Origin of the sequence: Chryseobacterium sp. FH1 (genome assembly GCF_000735135.1) — a bacterium.
Classification (GTDB): Bacteria; Bacteroidota; Bacteroidia; order Flavobacteriales; family Weeksellaceae; genus Epilithonimonas.
On sequence record NZ_JPLZ01000006.1, the window covers coordinates 1,123,206 to 1,139,180 of the forward strand.

Consider the following 15,975-nt stretch of genomic DNA (forward strand, 5'->3'; position numbering starts at 1 on the left):
ATTCAACTGTTTATTAGAAAACATACGCGATAAAAACACAATTCATATATTTTGTAGATCATGTGTTTAATAGTGATCTACCAAAAAGTTACAAATTCTAAACAAATGAAAAAAAAATTATTATTATTCGCCCTGCAATTGTCGGCTCTTACTTACGCACAAGTAGGAATCAACACAGATGCTCCTAAAACAACCTTTGATGTCAATTCAAAAACTGGAAACACAGATATTGCTGGATTGCAAGCTCCGAGGCTTACCCGGCTGGAACTCACGAATAAAGGTAATACACTATATGGTCAGGATCAGAAAGGTGCTTTGATTTATGTTTCGGATATTAATTCAGGTGATAGCTTGGGACAAAGGATTAATATTGTATCAGTTGGATACTATTATTTTGATGGAAGCCTATGGCAGAAGGTCATGAATAATTCGGAATCAATAGGTTCTGCGGACTGGAAATTAATCGGAAATAGCGGAACAGACCATAATCTTAATTTTATTGGAACGACTGATGATGTGTCTCTTCGTTTCAAAGTAAATAATATAAACAGCGGATGGATCGGTAAGGATATAAATGATAATACATCTTTTGGTTACAATTCGCTTACAGGAAGTAGTTTTTCTACGCCCGGCAGTAGTCTCAACAATGTGGCAATCGGAATGAATACATTATCAAGTGCGTCTTCAGCATTTACGTGGTCAAATATTGCGATAGGAAATAATGTACTTAAAAATGCTACGGATCCAAGATATAACACAGCGATAGGAGACAATTCTCAAGCTAACCTCACTACTGGTCGAAACAATGTGAGTGTTGGGGTAGGAACTTTAGGAAATGTTACAACAGGTGGTCTTAATACAGCTATTGGAGGTTCATCCCTAAGTCTTGTAAATACAGGTTCTGCAAATACTGCTATAGGCTTATCCGCACTAAACGGAACAACTACAGGAGGCGCAAATATAGGAGTTGGACTATCAGCAGGTGGTAATATTACTACTGGAGGATACAATATTGTCATCGGTTCAGAAAATGTAAACGTGGCAGATGGTACAAAATCTGCACAATTAAATATTGGTGACTTGATTCGCGGTCAAGGTATGACTCGTGGAATCTATCCTGCAACTGGCGCAATCGAAAACAAAAGAGTTGGTATAAACCTTTCTTCTACTGAAGCCATTACTGCCACACTACACGTAAAGCCTACAGCTAGTGATGATCCGGCTCGTATAGAAAGCTTAAAAACAGGAACAAATCAAGACAAACTAGTTTTAGCTGATTCTACCACAGGAGTCTTAAGATCTCTGAATACAGGTCATATTGGTGGAACCAATGCCACACAAGGACAAATACTAACATCTACTGGAGCCAATACCTCACCTCAGTGGACAAACAGCCCACTCACACCTATTCAATTTGCAACAATAAATACTACAAATAGAACTGTTGCGAGCAATAGATTAATAGGTAGCTCTGTAACATTATCTCCTGGTAAGTGGGTCATTCATATTGGTCAGCTTGTTCGATCATCCAGTGCTAATGCTACCAATAATATGTGGATGCGTATCACTTTGAGTAGTAGTAATACAAATATTACCTCTACAGGTTATACTTATCTGGCCAGTGATTATGTTTCAGGATGGTTATCTCCGTCTGATCTTGCAGGTCAAGGAAACTCAGTTCTAACTGGTGTAATACCAATCAATGTTACAGCTCCTTTAACTATTTATACTTGGTTTACTTCCTGTGAATCCACAGGTACTCCTCCTCCTGCTAGTGTAGGAAATAATAGAGAAAATTATATGTTTGCTGTACCAGCATACTAATTTTATATACTAAAATTAGTATTTACACGTAAAGTAGTATTCATAAGATTTGCAGTATAAGGGAATGATTATTCTATATACTGCAATCTTTTTTTCAAAAATATAAAAGAAGTTGGTGTTATATCCTTACACTAACTCTCGGACACTTCGAATGAGAAATTGAGGTAGATTTGATTTAGATGAGATTTTGCTCAAATTACTAACAAATAAAATGAAACATTTGCGAAAAAATAATAAAATTGATTGCAGAATGGAAGTTCTAGAATATTCTATGCAACTTTAATTAAATAGCTTTAGAATTATTCATCTCACTCTAAAATCTATTTATTAAGATGTTTTTAATACTATTATTTGTGGTAAAGTCATAAAATCATTATCATTGCATTACCAAAGGGGAATTAGCTCATCTGGCTAGAGCGTTAGACTGGCAGTCTAAAGGTGACGGGTTCGATCCCCGTATTCTCCACTATTTCATTCCTAACTTTACAGTTGGGAATTTTTGTTTTTTCTAATTCTGAGAATTAATTTTAATTCAAACTCTTGTTTAATTTGGATAACTGTCCTATTTTTGTGAGACATTCAAAATTAATCTATCGAAAAAAAATTACTGTTTAAAATCTACTCAATGAAAAATTCTGTACTGGTAATTTTATTTTCAATATTTCTAGTTTCTTGTGGCGCATCCAAACCCACAAAAAGGTATTCTTACAAAAAACCAATTTCTACAAACAAATCCAGCAATCTTAAAAAACTAAGTTCAACTTATTCGGGCAATGTGTCTGGTACAAGAGCTTCAATTTTAGATAACGCTGAGAATTATCTCGGAACGCCTTACAAGTACGCTGGCAATACAAAAGCCGGCTTCGATTGTTCAGGATTGGTTTGTAAAGTTTTTGATGAGAATAGAATCCAAATGCCAAGACGCTCGTCCGACCAGGCCAAACAAGGAAAATCCATCAATGTTTCTGAAGCAAAACCAGGTGACCTGTTATTTTTTGCAACAGCTGGCGGATCATCTGTGACACACGTCGGAATTGTTCACGATATTATGAATAGCGGTGAAGTGACCTTCATCCACGCATCAACATCCAAAGGCGTTATCATCTCTTCACTCAACGAGTCGTATTGGAACAAAGCCTTCCTTTTTGCAAGAAGTGTCCTTTAGTTTTATTATTTTTGCGGAACACGATTTTCATCTCAAAAAGGAAATCAATTATCATTAATCAATTATCATTTATAAAAATATGTCTTTACAGGAAAAAATCGAAAAAGCTTGGGATAACCGTGAACTTTTGAAAGAAGAAGAATATCAAAATGCAGTAAGAGAAGTTGTAGCAAAATTAGACGCTGGTGAATTGCGTACAGCTGAGCCTACAGAAAACGGTTGGCAAATCAACGAATGGGTGAAAAAAGGAGTGGTAATGTACTTCCCGATCCAAACCATGGAAACCATTGAAGTTGGCCCATTCGAATTCCATGATAAAATTCCTTTGAAGAAAAATTATGCAGAAAAAGGTGTAAGGGTTGTTCCTCACGCAATCGCAAGACACGGAAGTTTCGTAGCAAGCGGTGTGATCTTGATGCCCTCATATGTTAACATCGGTGCTTACGTAGATTCCGGAACTATGGTTGATACTTGGGCTACAGTTGGAAGCTGTGCACAGATCGGTAAGAATGTTCACCTGAGTGGTGGTGTAGGAATCGGTGGGGTTTTAGAACCATTGCAGGCAGCACCAGTAATTATCGAGGATGATGCCTTTATCGGTTCAAGATGCATCGTTGTAGAAGGTGTTCGTGTAGGTAAAGAAGCTGTCCTAGGAGCTAATGTTTGTTTGACAATGTCTACAAAAATCATTGATATTACCGGACCGGAGCCAATTGAGACAAAAGGTTACGTTCCAGAACGTTCCGTTGTGATTCCAGGAAGCTATACCAAAAAATTTCCAGCAGGGGAATTTCAAGTGCCTTGTGCATTGATCATTGGAAAAAGAAAAGAATCCACCGACAAAAAAACCTCTCTCAATGATGCCTTGAGAGAAAATAATGTAGCGGTTTAATAGCTATTGATTTTAAACTTATATTTGTCATTCTAATGAGATTATCTGTCTTGTTAGAATGACATTTTTTTTTAAACTAAACCAACGAAAACAGTGAAACAGAAGTTCTCAAAATTTATTTCTGATTATCGTATCATCTTTGTGATCTATATTATTGTGGCTGCTTTCACAGCTTATAGCAAATACAAAAGAGGAACTGGGGGATATAATAACTATTTGATTTTCAAAGGTGTGTATGATAATACGTTGCAAGAGAAAAATATTTTTTTACAATATCCAGATCTTTTTTTTGACAGCAACCATTATGGTGTTTTTTTTAGTTTGTTGATTGCACCCTTTGCATTGATGCCAGATGGTTTTGGTTCTGTTTTGTGGAATGTTGCCAGCACGCTTGTTTTCCTTTTTGCAATCTACAAGTTGCCTTTTTCCAACGCTAAAAAATCTTTTTTTGCCTGGCTGTGTCTTCAGGAATTCATTACAGCGGCCACTTATTTTCAGTTTAATATTATTCTGACAGGATTATTGATGTTGTCTGCGATTTACATTTATGAAAGAAAAGAAACCCAATCCGCATTCGCCATTCTTATTGGCGTTTTTGTAAAAATCTATGGAATCGTGGGACTTTCCGCTTTTTTCTTTATTAAAAATAAAGCGAAGTTCATTATTTCATTAATAGTAATCGCAATTTTATTTTTTGTTTTACCAATGTTGATTTCAAGTCCGAAATTTGGTGTGCAATCATACTTCGACTGGTACACTTCTTTGACTGGGAAAAATCTTGATAACCAAGCTTTGGGAACACGTCAGGATTATTCATTGATGGGTGTTGTGAGAAGAATATTGGGTAATGCTGATATTTCGAATCTTATATTTCTAGTCCCAGGATTCATATTGTTTATGTTGCCATACATCAGAACAAAACAGTTCAAATTTCTACCATTTCAGATGATGATTTTGGCTTCCACATTATTGTTTGTTGTGCTATTCAGCTCAGGTTCAGAAAGTCCGACTTACATCATAGCAATTGCAGGCGTGATGATTTGGTTCCTGATGCAGAAGAAATTATCAAAAATTGACATTGGCTTATTGATTTTCGTGATGATTTTCACTTGTTTTGCATTTTCGGATCTGTTTCCAAAATTCATCAAAGAAGATTATTTTATAAAATATTCTACCAAGGCAATTCCTTGTATAGTAATTTGGTTCAGAGTGATGTATGAATTACTTACGAAGGATTTTGAGAAAGATTATAAATTAGATTAATGAAATTAAACCGATGAAAAAGATTTCCATCGTGATTCCCGTTCACAACGAAGAAGGCAATGTTTACTTGATCTATCAAAGAATGAAGACTGTCTTTTCTAAACTTGAGAATTATACTTTCGAGATGATTTTCGTGAATGATGGAAGTCGGGACAATTCTCAATTGATTTTGGAACAGCTCAGTCAAGAATTTGATAACGTTAAATATCTTGAATTCTCTCGCAATTTTGGTCATCAGCCAGCCGTAAAAGCAGGGATAGATTTTGCAGATGGGAATGCGGTGATCTCTATGGATGCTGATTTGCAACATCCGCCAGAACTGATTCCGGAACTGATTGAAAAATGGGAAGAAGGTTATGATGTTGTCTTGACAAACCGAAAATATCCAAAAGAAATCTCTTATTTCAAAAAGAAAACTTCGGAGGTTTTCTACAAGTTTCTTTCCAGTATTTCTGATGTAGATTTAAAAAAAGGAGGAGGTTCCGACTTCAGATTGATGGATGCAAATGTTGTCCAATCTTTCAGAAATTTTACCGAAGATGATTTGTTTTTGAGAGGTTTGACGAGTTGGATGGGTTTCAAACAAACTTCGGTCAATTTTTTGGCATGTGCGAGAAATGCTGGTGAAAGCAGTTATAATATCAAAAAAATGATGAAGTTTGCTTTCACCGGAATTACGGCTTTTAGCGTAAAACCACTTTATCTTGCAGCATATTTGGGTTTTATGTTTTCAGCGCTTTCAGTTGTCGGTTACGGGATTTATGTCATTGAATCTTTTGTTTCCGGAACAGAAATCTCCGGTTGGGCATCGCTAATCATGACGATTGTCTTTTTCGGCGGTTTGCAGTTGATAATCTTAGGCATATTCGGTATTTATTTAGGGAAAATTTTCAAACAAGTCAAAGAACGTCCGAATTACATTATCCGTTCAAAAAATTTATAAATGATTTTACTAAGTTTTGACATCGAAGAATTTGATATGCCTTTGGAGTACAATGGAGAGATTCCTTTGGATGAGCAATTGGCTGTTTCAAGAAAAGGACTGCAGAACATTCTACGAATTTTGAAAGAGAACGACATCAAAGCCACATTTTTTTCAACAGTAGTTTTCGCTGAAAATAATAAAGATTTAGTACAGCAGTTACTTTCCGAAGGTCACGAGTTGGCTTCCCACACGTGGTTTCACTCAGATTTCAAGGAAGAACATCTAGCCACTTCTAAGCAAGAATTGGAAAAATTATTCGACACAAAAGTCATTGGCCTTAGGATGCCGAGAATGATGGCAGTTTCAGAAGATGCCGTTTCTAATGCTGGATATTTTTATAATTCATCTATCAATCCTACTTATTTACCAGGAAGATATAACAATTTCACTGTCAGCAGGCAACCGTTTTGGCAAAAGAAAAGCTTGCAGTTTCCTGCTTCGGTCTCTACGATTTTCAGAATTCCTTTGTTTTGGCTAAGTTTTCATAACTTTCCACTTTCGGTTTACAAATTGCTATCCAAATTATCAATCAATTCCACAGGATTTTTGAACATCTATTTTCACCCTTGGGAATTTGCGGATATTTCAAATCCAAAATATAAATTACCTGGATTTACTTTCAAAAATACAGCAGAAGCAATGGAAAGTCGCTTTGATGATTTTATAAAGTGGGCGAAAAAAAATAATTATCAGTTTTCTACGATCAGAGAATTTTTGGAAGATTGGACACAAAAAAATAAGAATTAATGAAGATTGCTTACGATGCCAAACGTATTTTTTCCAGCGTATCAGGATTAGGGAATTATTCCAGAGATTTGTTAAGGGTACTTTCCAAGGTTTTTCCTGAGAATCAATATATTTTGATTAGTAAAAAATCCTCTGAAAAAGGCAAAGCGATTTTAGAACTTCCCAACGTTTCGCACGTCAAAACTTCCAAAGGAACTTTGTCCCGACAATTCAAAATGGGGATAGATGCACAGAATTTAGGTGCAGATATTTTCCACGGATTGTCCGGCGAATTACCGTTGAAATGGAACAAAAAACCAATTAAAAAAATTGTTACCATTCATGATTTAATCTTTGAAAGGTTTCCGGAGTATTATTCTTGGATTGACCGTAAAATTCATTTTTGGAAATTCAAAAAAGCAGCGGTTTCGGCGGATAAAATTATTGCAATTTCTGAGCAGACGAAGCAGGATATCATTCATTATCTTAAAGTCACGGAAAGTAAAATCGAAGTGGTTTATCAAGGTTGCCACGCTAGTTTCAAAGAAAAACAGTCTGAGGAAATTCTCAATCAGATCAAAGCAAAATTCCAACTTCCAGAGAAATTTATTTTGAATGTCGGAACCATTGAACCAAGGAAAAATCTTTTGAACATTGTCAAAGCTTTAAAAGATTCTAAAATTCCTTTAGTTGTTGTTGGTAGTAAAAAATCGAAATATTTTAAATTAATAGAAAAAGAAATCCAGAAAAATAAAATTGAAGTTCAGTTTTTGACTGGCGTTTCTATGGAAGAATTGGCAGGGCTTTACAAACTTGCAGAAATCTTCATCTATCCAAGTTTCTTCGAAGGTTTCGGGATTCCCGTGATCGAGGCTTTGTATTCTGGAACGGTTGTCATCACGAGCAATAAGAGCTGTCTTCCCGAAGCAGGCGGACCAGATTCTGTTTATATCAATCCTGAAAATGTAGCTGACATCAAGTCAAAAATTAATTTTCTTTGGAACAATGAACCAGAGAGAAAACGACGTGCAGAGAAAGGTCTGGAGTTTGTCCAGAAATTCAATGATGAGGTAATTGCGAAAGATATGATGAAGGTTTATGAAAATTTATTTTAATGGAAATTTAATTTTAGATGGGCTTCGAGAACCTCAGCCTGAAGACTGATAACAAAAAATCAGTAATTCCGTTCGCCAAAAATAGCCGACCCAACTCGCACAGAATTTGAGCCACATTCTATTGCCAAAGGAAAATCGCCACTCATTCCCATAGATAAAGTTTCCAAAGGTTTTAGGCTGGAAAGTTCATCAAAAAGATGTTTCAAAATTCCAAATTCTTCACGGATCTGCGTTTCGTCATCCACAAAACTCGCCATTCCCATCAAGCCTTTGATATCAATATTAGGATAGTTTCCGCCTAGAAATTTATTGAAAATATCTTTCGCCTCATCAACCGACAATCCGAATTTTGTCTCCTCTTTTGCTATTTTAACTTGAAGCAAAACATTGATTTTTCTTTTGTTCTTCAGAGCTTCTTTATCTATTTCTTTCAAAAGTTTTTCGCTGTCAACGCTTTCTATCATTGAGATAAAACCGGCCACAAATTTCACTTTGTTGGTTTGAAGATGTCCTATCAGATGCCACTCAATATCATTTGGAAGAACTGGTTGCTTTTCCAACAATTCCTGAACTTTATTCTCTCCGAAAGCCCGTTGTCCCAAATCATAAACTTCTTTGATCTTCTCAGCCGGATTGGTTTTGGAAACCGTGACCAGTTTTACATTTTCGGGAAGTTGGGAAAGGATGTTTTGATAATTTGACTGTAGTGACATAGGATTAGTTTATTAAATTAAAACTTTAACAAAAATAAGAATCTTTAAATTTGAAACCACATATAAACTTAGGTTTTATATGATTTTAAGAAAAAACAGATGAGTTTCAAATTCGATTTAATCTTTGCAACTTAATTTCACATTTTCACATACTTTTCTTCTTTGAGAAATCTCATAAATAATCAATCTGTAATTTGGCTGAATTTTCGTAAATTTGAGGAAATTTTTATTCGAATAATAATCAAAAATATATGAGTCAATTTGATGTAACCGTTATCGGTTCTGGTCCTGGTGGATATGTTGCGGCAATCCGTGCTGCCCAATTGGGTTTCAAAACAGCAATTATTGAAAAATATTCAACCTTAGGCGGAACTTGTCTTAACGTTGGATGTATTCCTTCAAAAGCTTTGCTTGATAGTTCTGAGCATTTCGAAAAGGCAAAACACGACTTTGCAAATCACGGGATCATCATCAATGAGCCGACTGCTGATATCGCAAGAATGATTGCCCGCAAAAACGAAGTGGTAGATCAAACCACAAAGGGAATCAACTTTTTGATGGATAAAAATAAGATCACCGTTTTTGAAGGTCTTGGAAGTTTCGAATCTGCAACCCAGATCAAAGTTTCCAAAAACGACGGTTCTTCCGAAGTGATCGAATCTAAATATACAATCATCGCAACTGGTTCAAAACCATCTAGTTTACCTTTCATCAATCTTGATAAAGAAAGAATAATCACTTCTACAGAAGCTTTGAATCTTAAAGAAATTCCAAAACATTTGGTAGTAATTGGAGGAGGTGTTATCGGATTAGAACTTGGTTCTGTTTATTTGAGATTAGGTTCTCAAGTGACTGTGGTCGAGTTTATGGATAAGATCATTCCAGGAATGGACGGAAGTTTGTCTAAGGAATTGCAAAAAGTTCTTAGAAAACAAGGGATGAAATTCGAACTTTCTACAGCGGTTTCTGCGGTTGAGAGAAACGGAGATTCTGTGAAAGTAACGGCTAAAAACAAGAAAGGCGAGGAGGTAACTTACGAAAGTGATTACGTTCTGGTTTCTGTAGGGAGAAGACCTTACACAGACGGACTTGGATTGGAAAAAGCTGGTGTAGAACTTGACGAAAGAGGAAGAGTGAAAACCAACGACCATTTGCAAACGAATGTTTCTAACATTTATGCCATTGGTGATGTAATCAAAGGTGCAATGTTGGCGCACAAAGCGGAAGAGGAAGGAACTTTGGTTGCTGAGATCTTGGCTGGACAAAAACCTCACATCAATTATAACTTGATTCCAGGTGTTGTTTACACTTGGCCGGAAGTTGCTGGCGTTGGTAAAACCGAGGAGCAATTGAAAGAAGAAGGCGTGGCTTACAAAGTGGGAAGTTTCCCAATGAGAGCGTTAGGAAGAAGCCGTGCAAGTGGCGACACAGACGGTTTTGTGAAAATCATTGCTGACGAGAAAACGGATGAGGTTCTAGGTTTCCATATGATCGGCGCAAGAGCTGCGGATCTGGTTGCAGAAGGCGTTATCGCAATGGAGTTCCGTGCAAGTGCAGAAGACATCGCTAGAAGTTCTCACGCGCATCCAACTTATGCAGAAGCTGTGAAAGAAGCGGCTTTGGACGCTACTGGAAAGCGATCAATCCATATGTAATCTTAGAGTTCAAAAGATTAAAATATATTAAGAGGAGCAGTTTTGCTTCTCTTTTTTTGTTTAAAAATTTTGTATTTTTGTTTTAAATCAAAATCACAAAAATGCCGTCAGAAAATATTTTTATCGCACATCCTAAAAATGCTGAACAAGTAGAAGCGTTAAAATCATTGATGAAATCATTCAAAATAAAATTTGAAATGAAAAAATCAGATGAGACTTTGTTGCATTTGGATGAGATCACGAAAAGTCTTTCTCAAGTAAGAAAAATAAAAGACGGCAAGCTGAAAAAGCAATCTGCAAGAGAATTTCTTGATGAAATATAGTGTTGTATTAACGCCAGATTTTAAAAAATATTTTAAAAAGCTTTACAAAAAATTTCCTTCACTCAAGAAAGATTTGATTAGATGATTGAGATTCTCGAAAATGATTTTGAAGCGGGAATTTCTTTAGGTCATAATTTATTCAAAATCAGACTGGCGATCGAGAGCAAAAACAAAGGCAAATCTGGTGGTGCAAGAGTAATTTATTTTTTTGTGTCAGAAGATAATGAGATCTATTTGATCCACATCTTCGATAAAAGTGATTTTGAAAATATTCCCAAAAACGTCATTCTTCAGATGCTGAAAAATGTTGGACTTATTTAAATAGAAAAGTTATTATGATAAAGGAACTTGATCAAGATTTCAGTAGTCTTAATGAATATATCGGTCAACTTGCGCCAAGTAAGATCTTCATTTTGGTGGATGAAAATACGCACGACCATTGCTTGCCAATCTTATTGCCCAACTTGGAAACCGACGCGCCATTCGAGATCATCGAAATCGAAGCGGGTGAGGAAAATAAAAACATCGGCACCGCAACCCAGCTTTGGGAAATATTCTCAGAAATGGAGGCGGATAGAAAATCGCTATTAATCAATCTCGGTGGAGGAGTGGTGACAGATATGGGTGGTTTTGTGGCTTCAACTTATAAAAGAGGATTCAAATTCATCAATATTCCTACGACTTTGCTTGCGATGTGTGACGCATCAATTGGTGGAAAAACGGGAATCGATCATCAATTCCTAAAAAACATCATCGGAACTTTTGCATTGCCGGAAGGGATTTTCTTCTATCCAAAATTCCTTGAAACTTTGAAGTTTGAAGAACTCAGAAGTGGTTTTGCTGAGATGTTGAAACACGGTTTGATTGCAGATGCCAATCATTGGAATGAACTTATTTCATTAAATAAAATCTCACCAGAACATCTTTCGCCATTCATCAGCCGAAGTATGGCAATCAAAAATGAGGTGGTGACAAAGGATTTCAAAGAGGAAAATGTCCGTAAGACTCTCAACTTTGGTCATACGATTGGTCACGCGGTGGAAAGTCTTTTTCTTCAAAAAGGGAATTTGATTCCACACGGAGAAGCTGTTGCGCTTGGAATGATCTGCGAAACGCACCTTGCATTTTTAGCTGGACTGATTGATGTTGATCATTCATCAACCATTATTACAAAGATCCAGCGATTTTTTCCTTACATCGATATTTCGGAGTTTAAGAATGAAGATATCACTAATCTAATGTTCAACGACAAGAAAAATCTGGATGGAAATATCAATTTTTCATTGATCGATGGCATAGGAAGTTGTACTTATGATCAGAAATTACACGCTGAACAGATCAATTTGACCTTGGATTTCTATAAAAATATCGAGGTTAATTAATGATGTTATTCAATGAATATGATTTTTAAGAGATTGATAATTAATAATTTGTATATTTTTTAGAACAGACTTCAAATATCAAAATAATTTTTGGCAAAGAATTTGGAAGTATCCTTCCCGTAAAACAAAAATTAAAATTTGATATTATGAAAAAGTTATTTTTAGGATTAGGTTTAGTAGCAGGAACATTTGCTTTCGCTCAAACAAGTCCAACATTCGGTATTAAAGCAGGAGTCAACGTTTCATCTATTTCTGATGACGGATACGAAGATTCTAAATCAAAAGTAGGTTTTGCTGGTGGTTTGTTTTTAAACGCACCAATTTCTGAGCAATTCAGTATCCAACCAGAGGTGATGTATAGCCAGTTAGGTTCAAAAGTTACTAGTAGATACACCGGTACAGTTTTAGGAAATACAGTTGATTACAGAAGTGATGCAAAATTGAATTTGGATTACATTACAGTTCCAATTATGTTTCAATTTAGAGCGACGCCACAATTTTATTTAGAAGCTGGTCCAGAGTTTGGTTTTTTGGTAAGTGCAAAAGCTAAGGATATCAATACTACTCAAGTTAATGGTTCTACTTCAAACCAAAATACAAATACATCAGAGGATATCAAGGATTCTTTCAGTGGATTCAATATGGGAGCTGGTTTAGGTTTAGGATATGACATCACGCCAAACTTCGGTATCAACGCAAGATATGTAGCAGGATTCACTGATATCAACAAGAAAAATAATAACGAAGACGGAAATACTTCATTGCAAAATGATGGAAATAAAAACAGAAATAATAATTTCCAGGCAGGAGTTTACTTTAAATTCTAATATTACAAAATCTTAAATATTACAAAAGGCCGATTAATTCGGTCTTTTTTCGTTTCTTAATTTATATTTTTGTCAAGAATAAACAATTAATAGATATGAAGAAGGTTTTTCAGTTATTTGCTATTTCAGCAACATCATTAATTTATGCACAATCTTTTGGAGTAAAAGGAGGTGCCAATATTTCAACTATCAGCAAAGAAAGAAGCTGGGACGACACGAATGCCAGACTTGGATATTATGTAGGCGCTTATATGCACGCTCCTATCAACAGTATTTTCAGCATTCAGCCAGAGGTGCTTTACAATAGTGTTGGTGTGAAATATGAAAATGGAAGAGCATCTCATACATTAGGCCTGGATTATGTTTCGGTTCCGATAATGTTTCAATTTGAGCTTATTCCAAAATTTTATGTTGAAGCTGGTCCACAGATGTCTTTTCTAATAGGAAATAGTGATAGAAACAAAACGGATGATGTTGTGACAATTAAGAAATATAGAAACAATTCCAATTACAACAATTTTGATCTTAGTGGAGGCGTAGGACTGGGTTTTAGAATTAATAATATCACGATTGGAGCCAGATATTTGGTTGGCTTCACTGATATTAAAAAATCAGGATCTACGACTTGGAGCAATGATGACAAGCAACTTCGTAATAATGCTTTACAAATCGGATTGCAATACGGATTTTAAATCTTTAGTTTTTCAAAAATCAAAAAGACCAACTGCGAAGTTGGTCTTTTTGATTTAGTACTATTGTAATTAATTATTTAACAATAAGATTTTTACTAGTAGTTTCTCCGTTGTTAGAAATTACGATTCTGTAAGTTCCGGTTTTCAAAGTAGAAATGTTAAGTTGAGTTTTGTCATTTTCCAAAGATCCATTCGAAATTAATTTTCCAGAAAGATCAAGAATCTGATAAGCTGCTCCCTTAGCTACATTTTTCAAAGAGATATTAACCTCACCTTTTGCAGGGTTTGGATAGATTGTGAATCCTTTGTTGAATGCTGCTTCGCTAACGGCCAAAACTTCTTTGATTCTGAAAGGAGAAGAGTTAACTGCCAAATATACATTGTTTACCGCTTTGATCATAATTCTTGCATTGTTAACAGATAGATTTGGAAGCACTACGCTTGCAGAACCATTATTTGGGAATTCACCTAAAACAGTTGCAAAGGTAAGTCCTGAATCGGTTGATAATAGAATCTGAACATTTGATGTATTGATAGGAGCAATATTAGTTCCTGCAACATCCCAAGTAACTGTAGTTGCTTCTCCACCGTTGTATTCTACATTGGTTGTCTGAGAAGTCACTTTGAAAGGTCCTGTGTTAGCAACAGTTAAAAGCATCATATCTCTAGCTGTCTGATTTCCAGTAGGCTTATTGTCATTAACTAATAATGAGAAATTAAAGAATCTTGCTACAGTTGGGATTACTTCCCATTTCGGATTTAAAATATTTGATACGATTGAAGGAAGGTTAGGAAAGTATCTCTGATTAGATGCTGTTGGCAAATAAGATCTGAAAACAGGTCCCATTGTTCCAGTTTCTATTGGAGGTTGTACATTACTTGTTGTATCAGTTTGTTCCCAAAGATAAGAAAGAGCATCTCCATCAGGATCGGTACCAGCACCAGTAAGAACAAATGCAGTTCCATAAGGGATTGTATAGTCAAGGCCTGCATCAGCAGTAGGGACGGCATTATTATTTGGTGTCTTTACAGAACAATCAGCCGGTCTGCTGATAAAACCATACATTTCATTTACACTCACAGAGTGGAAATAAGGATCACTATTTCTTTGAACATTAAGGTTTGCACCGCAAATACCTGCATAAGCCATGATTGTGCTACCACTACCTGGCTCAACTGAAGTAGATCCATTTTCATTACCGCCACAACTTCTGAAAGTGTGATTACCTCCAAATTGGTGTCCAATTTCATGAGCAACATAATCAATGTTAAAAGCATCATTTATCGGAGAGTTTGTCCCTGTTGTTCCTCTTGCTTTAGATCCCGCTAAACAAGGAGACCGTAATTGAGCTACACCGCCTGATGCCGTACTGAAAACGTGGCCAATATCATAGTTTGCACTTCCAATTATGTTATCACAAACAGTTTGATTTTCGTTTAAGATTGGGTAAGATGGTGCGGGGTTGTTATTTGTAAAATTATCAGAATCAATAAAAATAATTTGATCATTGTTCGGTACTAAAACCATCGTGAGAGATAATGTTTTTTCATAAACACCATTTACTCTGGTCATAGAAGCATTCATCGCAGCTAAAACCGCTGCTTTTTTCTGCTCCGTTGTTCCACCGCTAAGGCCCGCTCTATTTACGTGAAATGCAGAGTATTCTATTGTACAAGCTAGTGCCAGTCTGTATGTTCTAAGTTGTCCATCTCTTACTAATGGCGCTTTTGAAGCAACTTCTGGTGCTGAACTTGGCATTGCATCTTCTTCAAATCCACAGTTGAAGGTTTTAGGGTCAGTTGGCAAATTACTTCTTTTGTAAACAATGAAAGTAGATGCGTCATTGGTATAAGTATCAAGATAGCTAACTTCCCAATTATCAAAGTACATAATGTTGATCCCATCAAAAGGAGAAGTACTGAATCTAATTGTATTCTCCGGATGTCCTTTTTGATAACCAACATAAGAGTTGATCCCTTTGTATTTAGCAGATAATTCCTTTGACAATGTTGGTGCTTCTTTTACCACATAATCTACCAATTTACCAGTCGCTGTAGGAAATTTTAAAACAAAATTTTCATTGCTAGACTCTCTACTTGGCGCTTTTGCTAGTTCTGATTGTAACCCTTCAACATTAAGACTGTAAAGTTTATATTCTGTTGGGGTAGTAGTTCTTTCTTTTAGAGCAACTTTTCCGAAGGTGTTTACATTTTGGACTTGATTCCAAAAGTTCTTTTGAGCACTCAGCATAAAAGACGCCATTATGCCAGTGACCGTTAATAGTTGTTTAACCATAATTAATAAATTTAGTATTTAATTTTTCTTAAAATTAAGTTGATAATCTGTGCTTTATTTAGAAATTTTAAATTAAGTATTTTAGAAATTGATAAAAATTAACCTAATCGTTCTAAT

The 15,975-nt window shown here is 35.7% G+C and carries 15 protein-coding genes and 1 tRNA gene; 14 read left to right on the forward strand and 2 right to left on the reverse strand.

Annotated elements, in window-relative coordinates; all coding sequences use genetic code 11:
• Positions 1-105 precede the first annotated feature (105 nt).
• From IO90_RS18435 to IO90_RS12050, 8 genes are all read left to right on the forward strand, one after another.
• Entirely contained in the window at positions 106-1,824 is a 1,719-nt protein-coding gene (locus tag IO90_RS18435) for a hypothetical protein (protein ID WP_131450874.1), read from the forward strand.
• A 392-nt stretch (positions 1,825-2,216) separates the two neighbouring features.
• A tRNA-Ala gene (locus tag IO90_RS12020) sits at positions 2,217-2,290 on the forward strand.
• A gap of 159 nt (positions 2,291-2,449) precedes the next feature.
• Entirely contained in the window at positions 2,450-2,989 is a 540-nt protein-coding gene (locus IO90_RS12025) for a C40 family peptidase (protein WP_034966786.1), read from the forward strand.
• A 79-nt stretch (positions 2,990-3,068) separates the two neighbouring features.
• On the forward strand, positions 3,069-3,881 hold the full coding sequence (locus tag IO90_RS12030; RefSeq protein ID WP_034966790.1) for a 2,3,4,5-tetrahydropyridine-2,6-dicarboxylate N-succinyltransferase: 813 nt from the start codon (positions 3,069-3,071) through the stop codon (positions 3,879-3,881).
• 93 nt (positions 3,882-3,974) lie between these two features.
• The gene (locus IO90_RS12035; protein WP_051878604.1) at positions 3,975-5,144 is read left to right on the forward strand and encodes a glycosyltransferase family 87 protein; all 1,170 of its coding nucleotides are present in this window, start codon (positions 3,975-3,977) and stop codon (positions 5,142-5,144) included.
• Positions 5,145-5,157: 13 nt separating this feature from the next.
• Entirely contained in the window at positions 5,158-6,087 is a 930-nt protein-coding gene (locus tag IO90_RS12040; RefSeq protein ID WP_034966794.1) for a glycosyltransferase family 2 protein, read from the forward strand.
• Positions 6,088-6,876, forward strand: coding sequence for a polysaccharide deacetylase family protein (locus IO90_RS12045; RefSeq protein WP_034966797.1), 789 nt, complete (start codon positions 6,088-6,090; stop codon positions 6,874-6,876).
• Complete coding sequence (locus tag IO90_RS12050) at positions 6,876-7,970, forward strand: glycosyltransferase family 4 protein (protein WP_034966800.1); 1,095 nt, start codon at positions 6,876-6,878, stop codon at positions 7,968-7,970. Before IO90_RS12045 ends, IO90_RS12050 begins: the two co-directional genes overlap by 1 nt.
• A gap of 59 nt (positions 7,971-8,029) precedes the next feature.
• Here the strand turns inward: IO90_RS12050 and IO90_RS12055 are convergent, their stop codons facing one another.
• Positions 8,030-8,683, reverse strand: a complete 654-nt coding sequence (locus tag IO90_RS12055) for a YggS family pyridoxal phosphate-dependent enzyme (RefSeq protein WP_034966804.1) — start codon at positions 8,681-8,683, stop codon at positions 8,030-8,032.
• Positions 8,684-8,934: 251 nt separating this feature from the next.
• On the opposite strand from IO90_RS12055, the gene lpdA reads away from it, so the two are divergent.
• From lpdA to IO90_RS12085, 6 genes are all read left to right on the forward strand, one after another.
• The gene (gene lpdA, locus IO90_RS12060) at positions 8,935-10,338 is read left to right on the forward strand and encodes a dihydrolipoyl dehydrogenase (RefSeq protein ID WP_034966807.1); all 1,404 of its coding nucleotides are present in this window, start codon (positions 8,935-8,937) and stop codon (positions 10,336-10,338) included.
• A gap of 101 nt (positions 10,339-10,439) precedes the next feature.
• Positions 10,440-10,661: a DUF2683 family protein gene (locus IO90_RS12065; protein WP_034966810.1), complete on the forward strand. Its 222-nt coding sequence runs from the start codon at positions 10,440-10,442 to the stop codon at positions 10,659-10,661.
• 81 nt (positions 10,662-10,742) lie between these two features.
• The gene (locus tag IO90_RS12070; protein ID WP_034966813.1) at positions 10,743-10,982 is read left to right on the forward strand and encodes a type II toxin-antitoxin system RelE/ParE family toxin; all 240 of its coding nucleotides are present in this window, start codon (positions 10,743-10,745) and stop codon (positions 10,980-10,982) included.
• A gap of 14 nt (positions 10,983-10,996) precedes the next feature.
• Positions 10,997-12,043 carry a 3-dehydroquinate synthase gene (gene aroB / locus IO90_RS12075; RefSeq protein WP_034966816.1) on the forward strand — a complete coding sequence of 349 codons (1,047 nt, stop codon included), beginning with the start codon at positions 10,997-10,999 and terminating at the stop codon, positions 12,041-12,043.
• A gap of 146 nt (positions 12,044-12,189) precedes the next feature.
• A complete protein-coding gene (locus IO90_RS12080) occupies positions 12,190-12,870 on the forward strand; it encodes a porin family protein (RefSeq protein WP_034966819.1) in 681 nt (226 codons plus the stop codon).
• Positions 12,871-12,965: 95 nt separating this feature from the next.
• Positions 12,966-13,562 (forward strand): porin family protein, encoded by a 597-nt coding sequence (locus IO90_RS12085; RefSeq protein WP_034966823.1) that lies wholly within the window; start codon positions 12,966-12,968, stop codon positions 13,560-13,562.
• A gap of 73 nt (positions 13,563-13,635) precedes the next feature.
• On the opposite strand, the gene IO90_RS12090 is transcribed toward IO90_RS12085, so the two are convergent.
• Positions 13,636-15,858, reverse strand: a complete 2,223-nt coding sequence (locus IO90_RS12090) for a reprolysin-like metallopeptidase (protein ID WP_034966827.1) — start codon at positions 15,856-15,858, stop codon at positions 13,636-13,638.
• Positions 15,859-15,975: the final 117 nt, after the last annotated feature.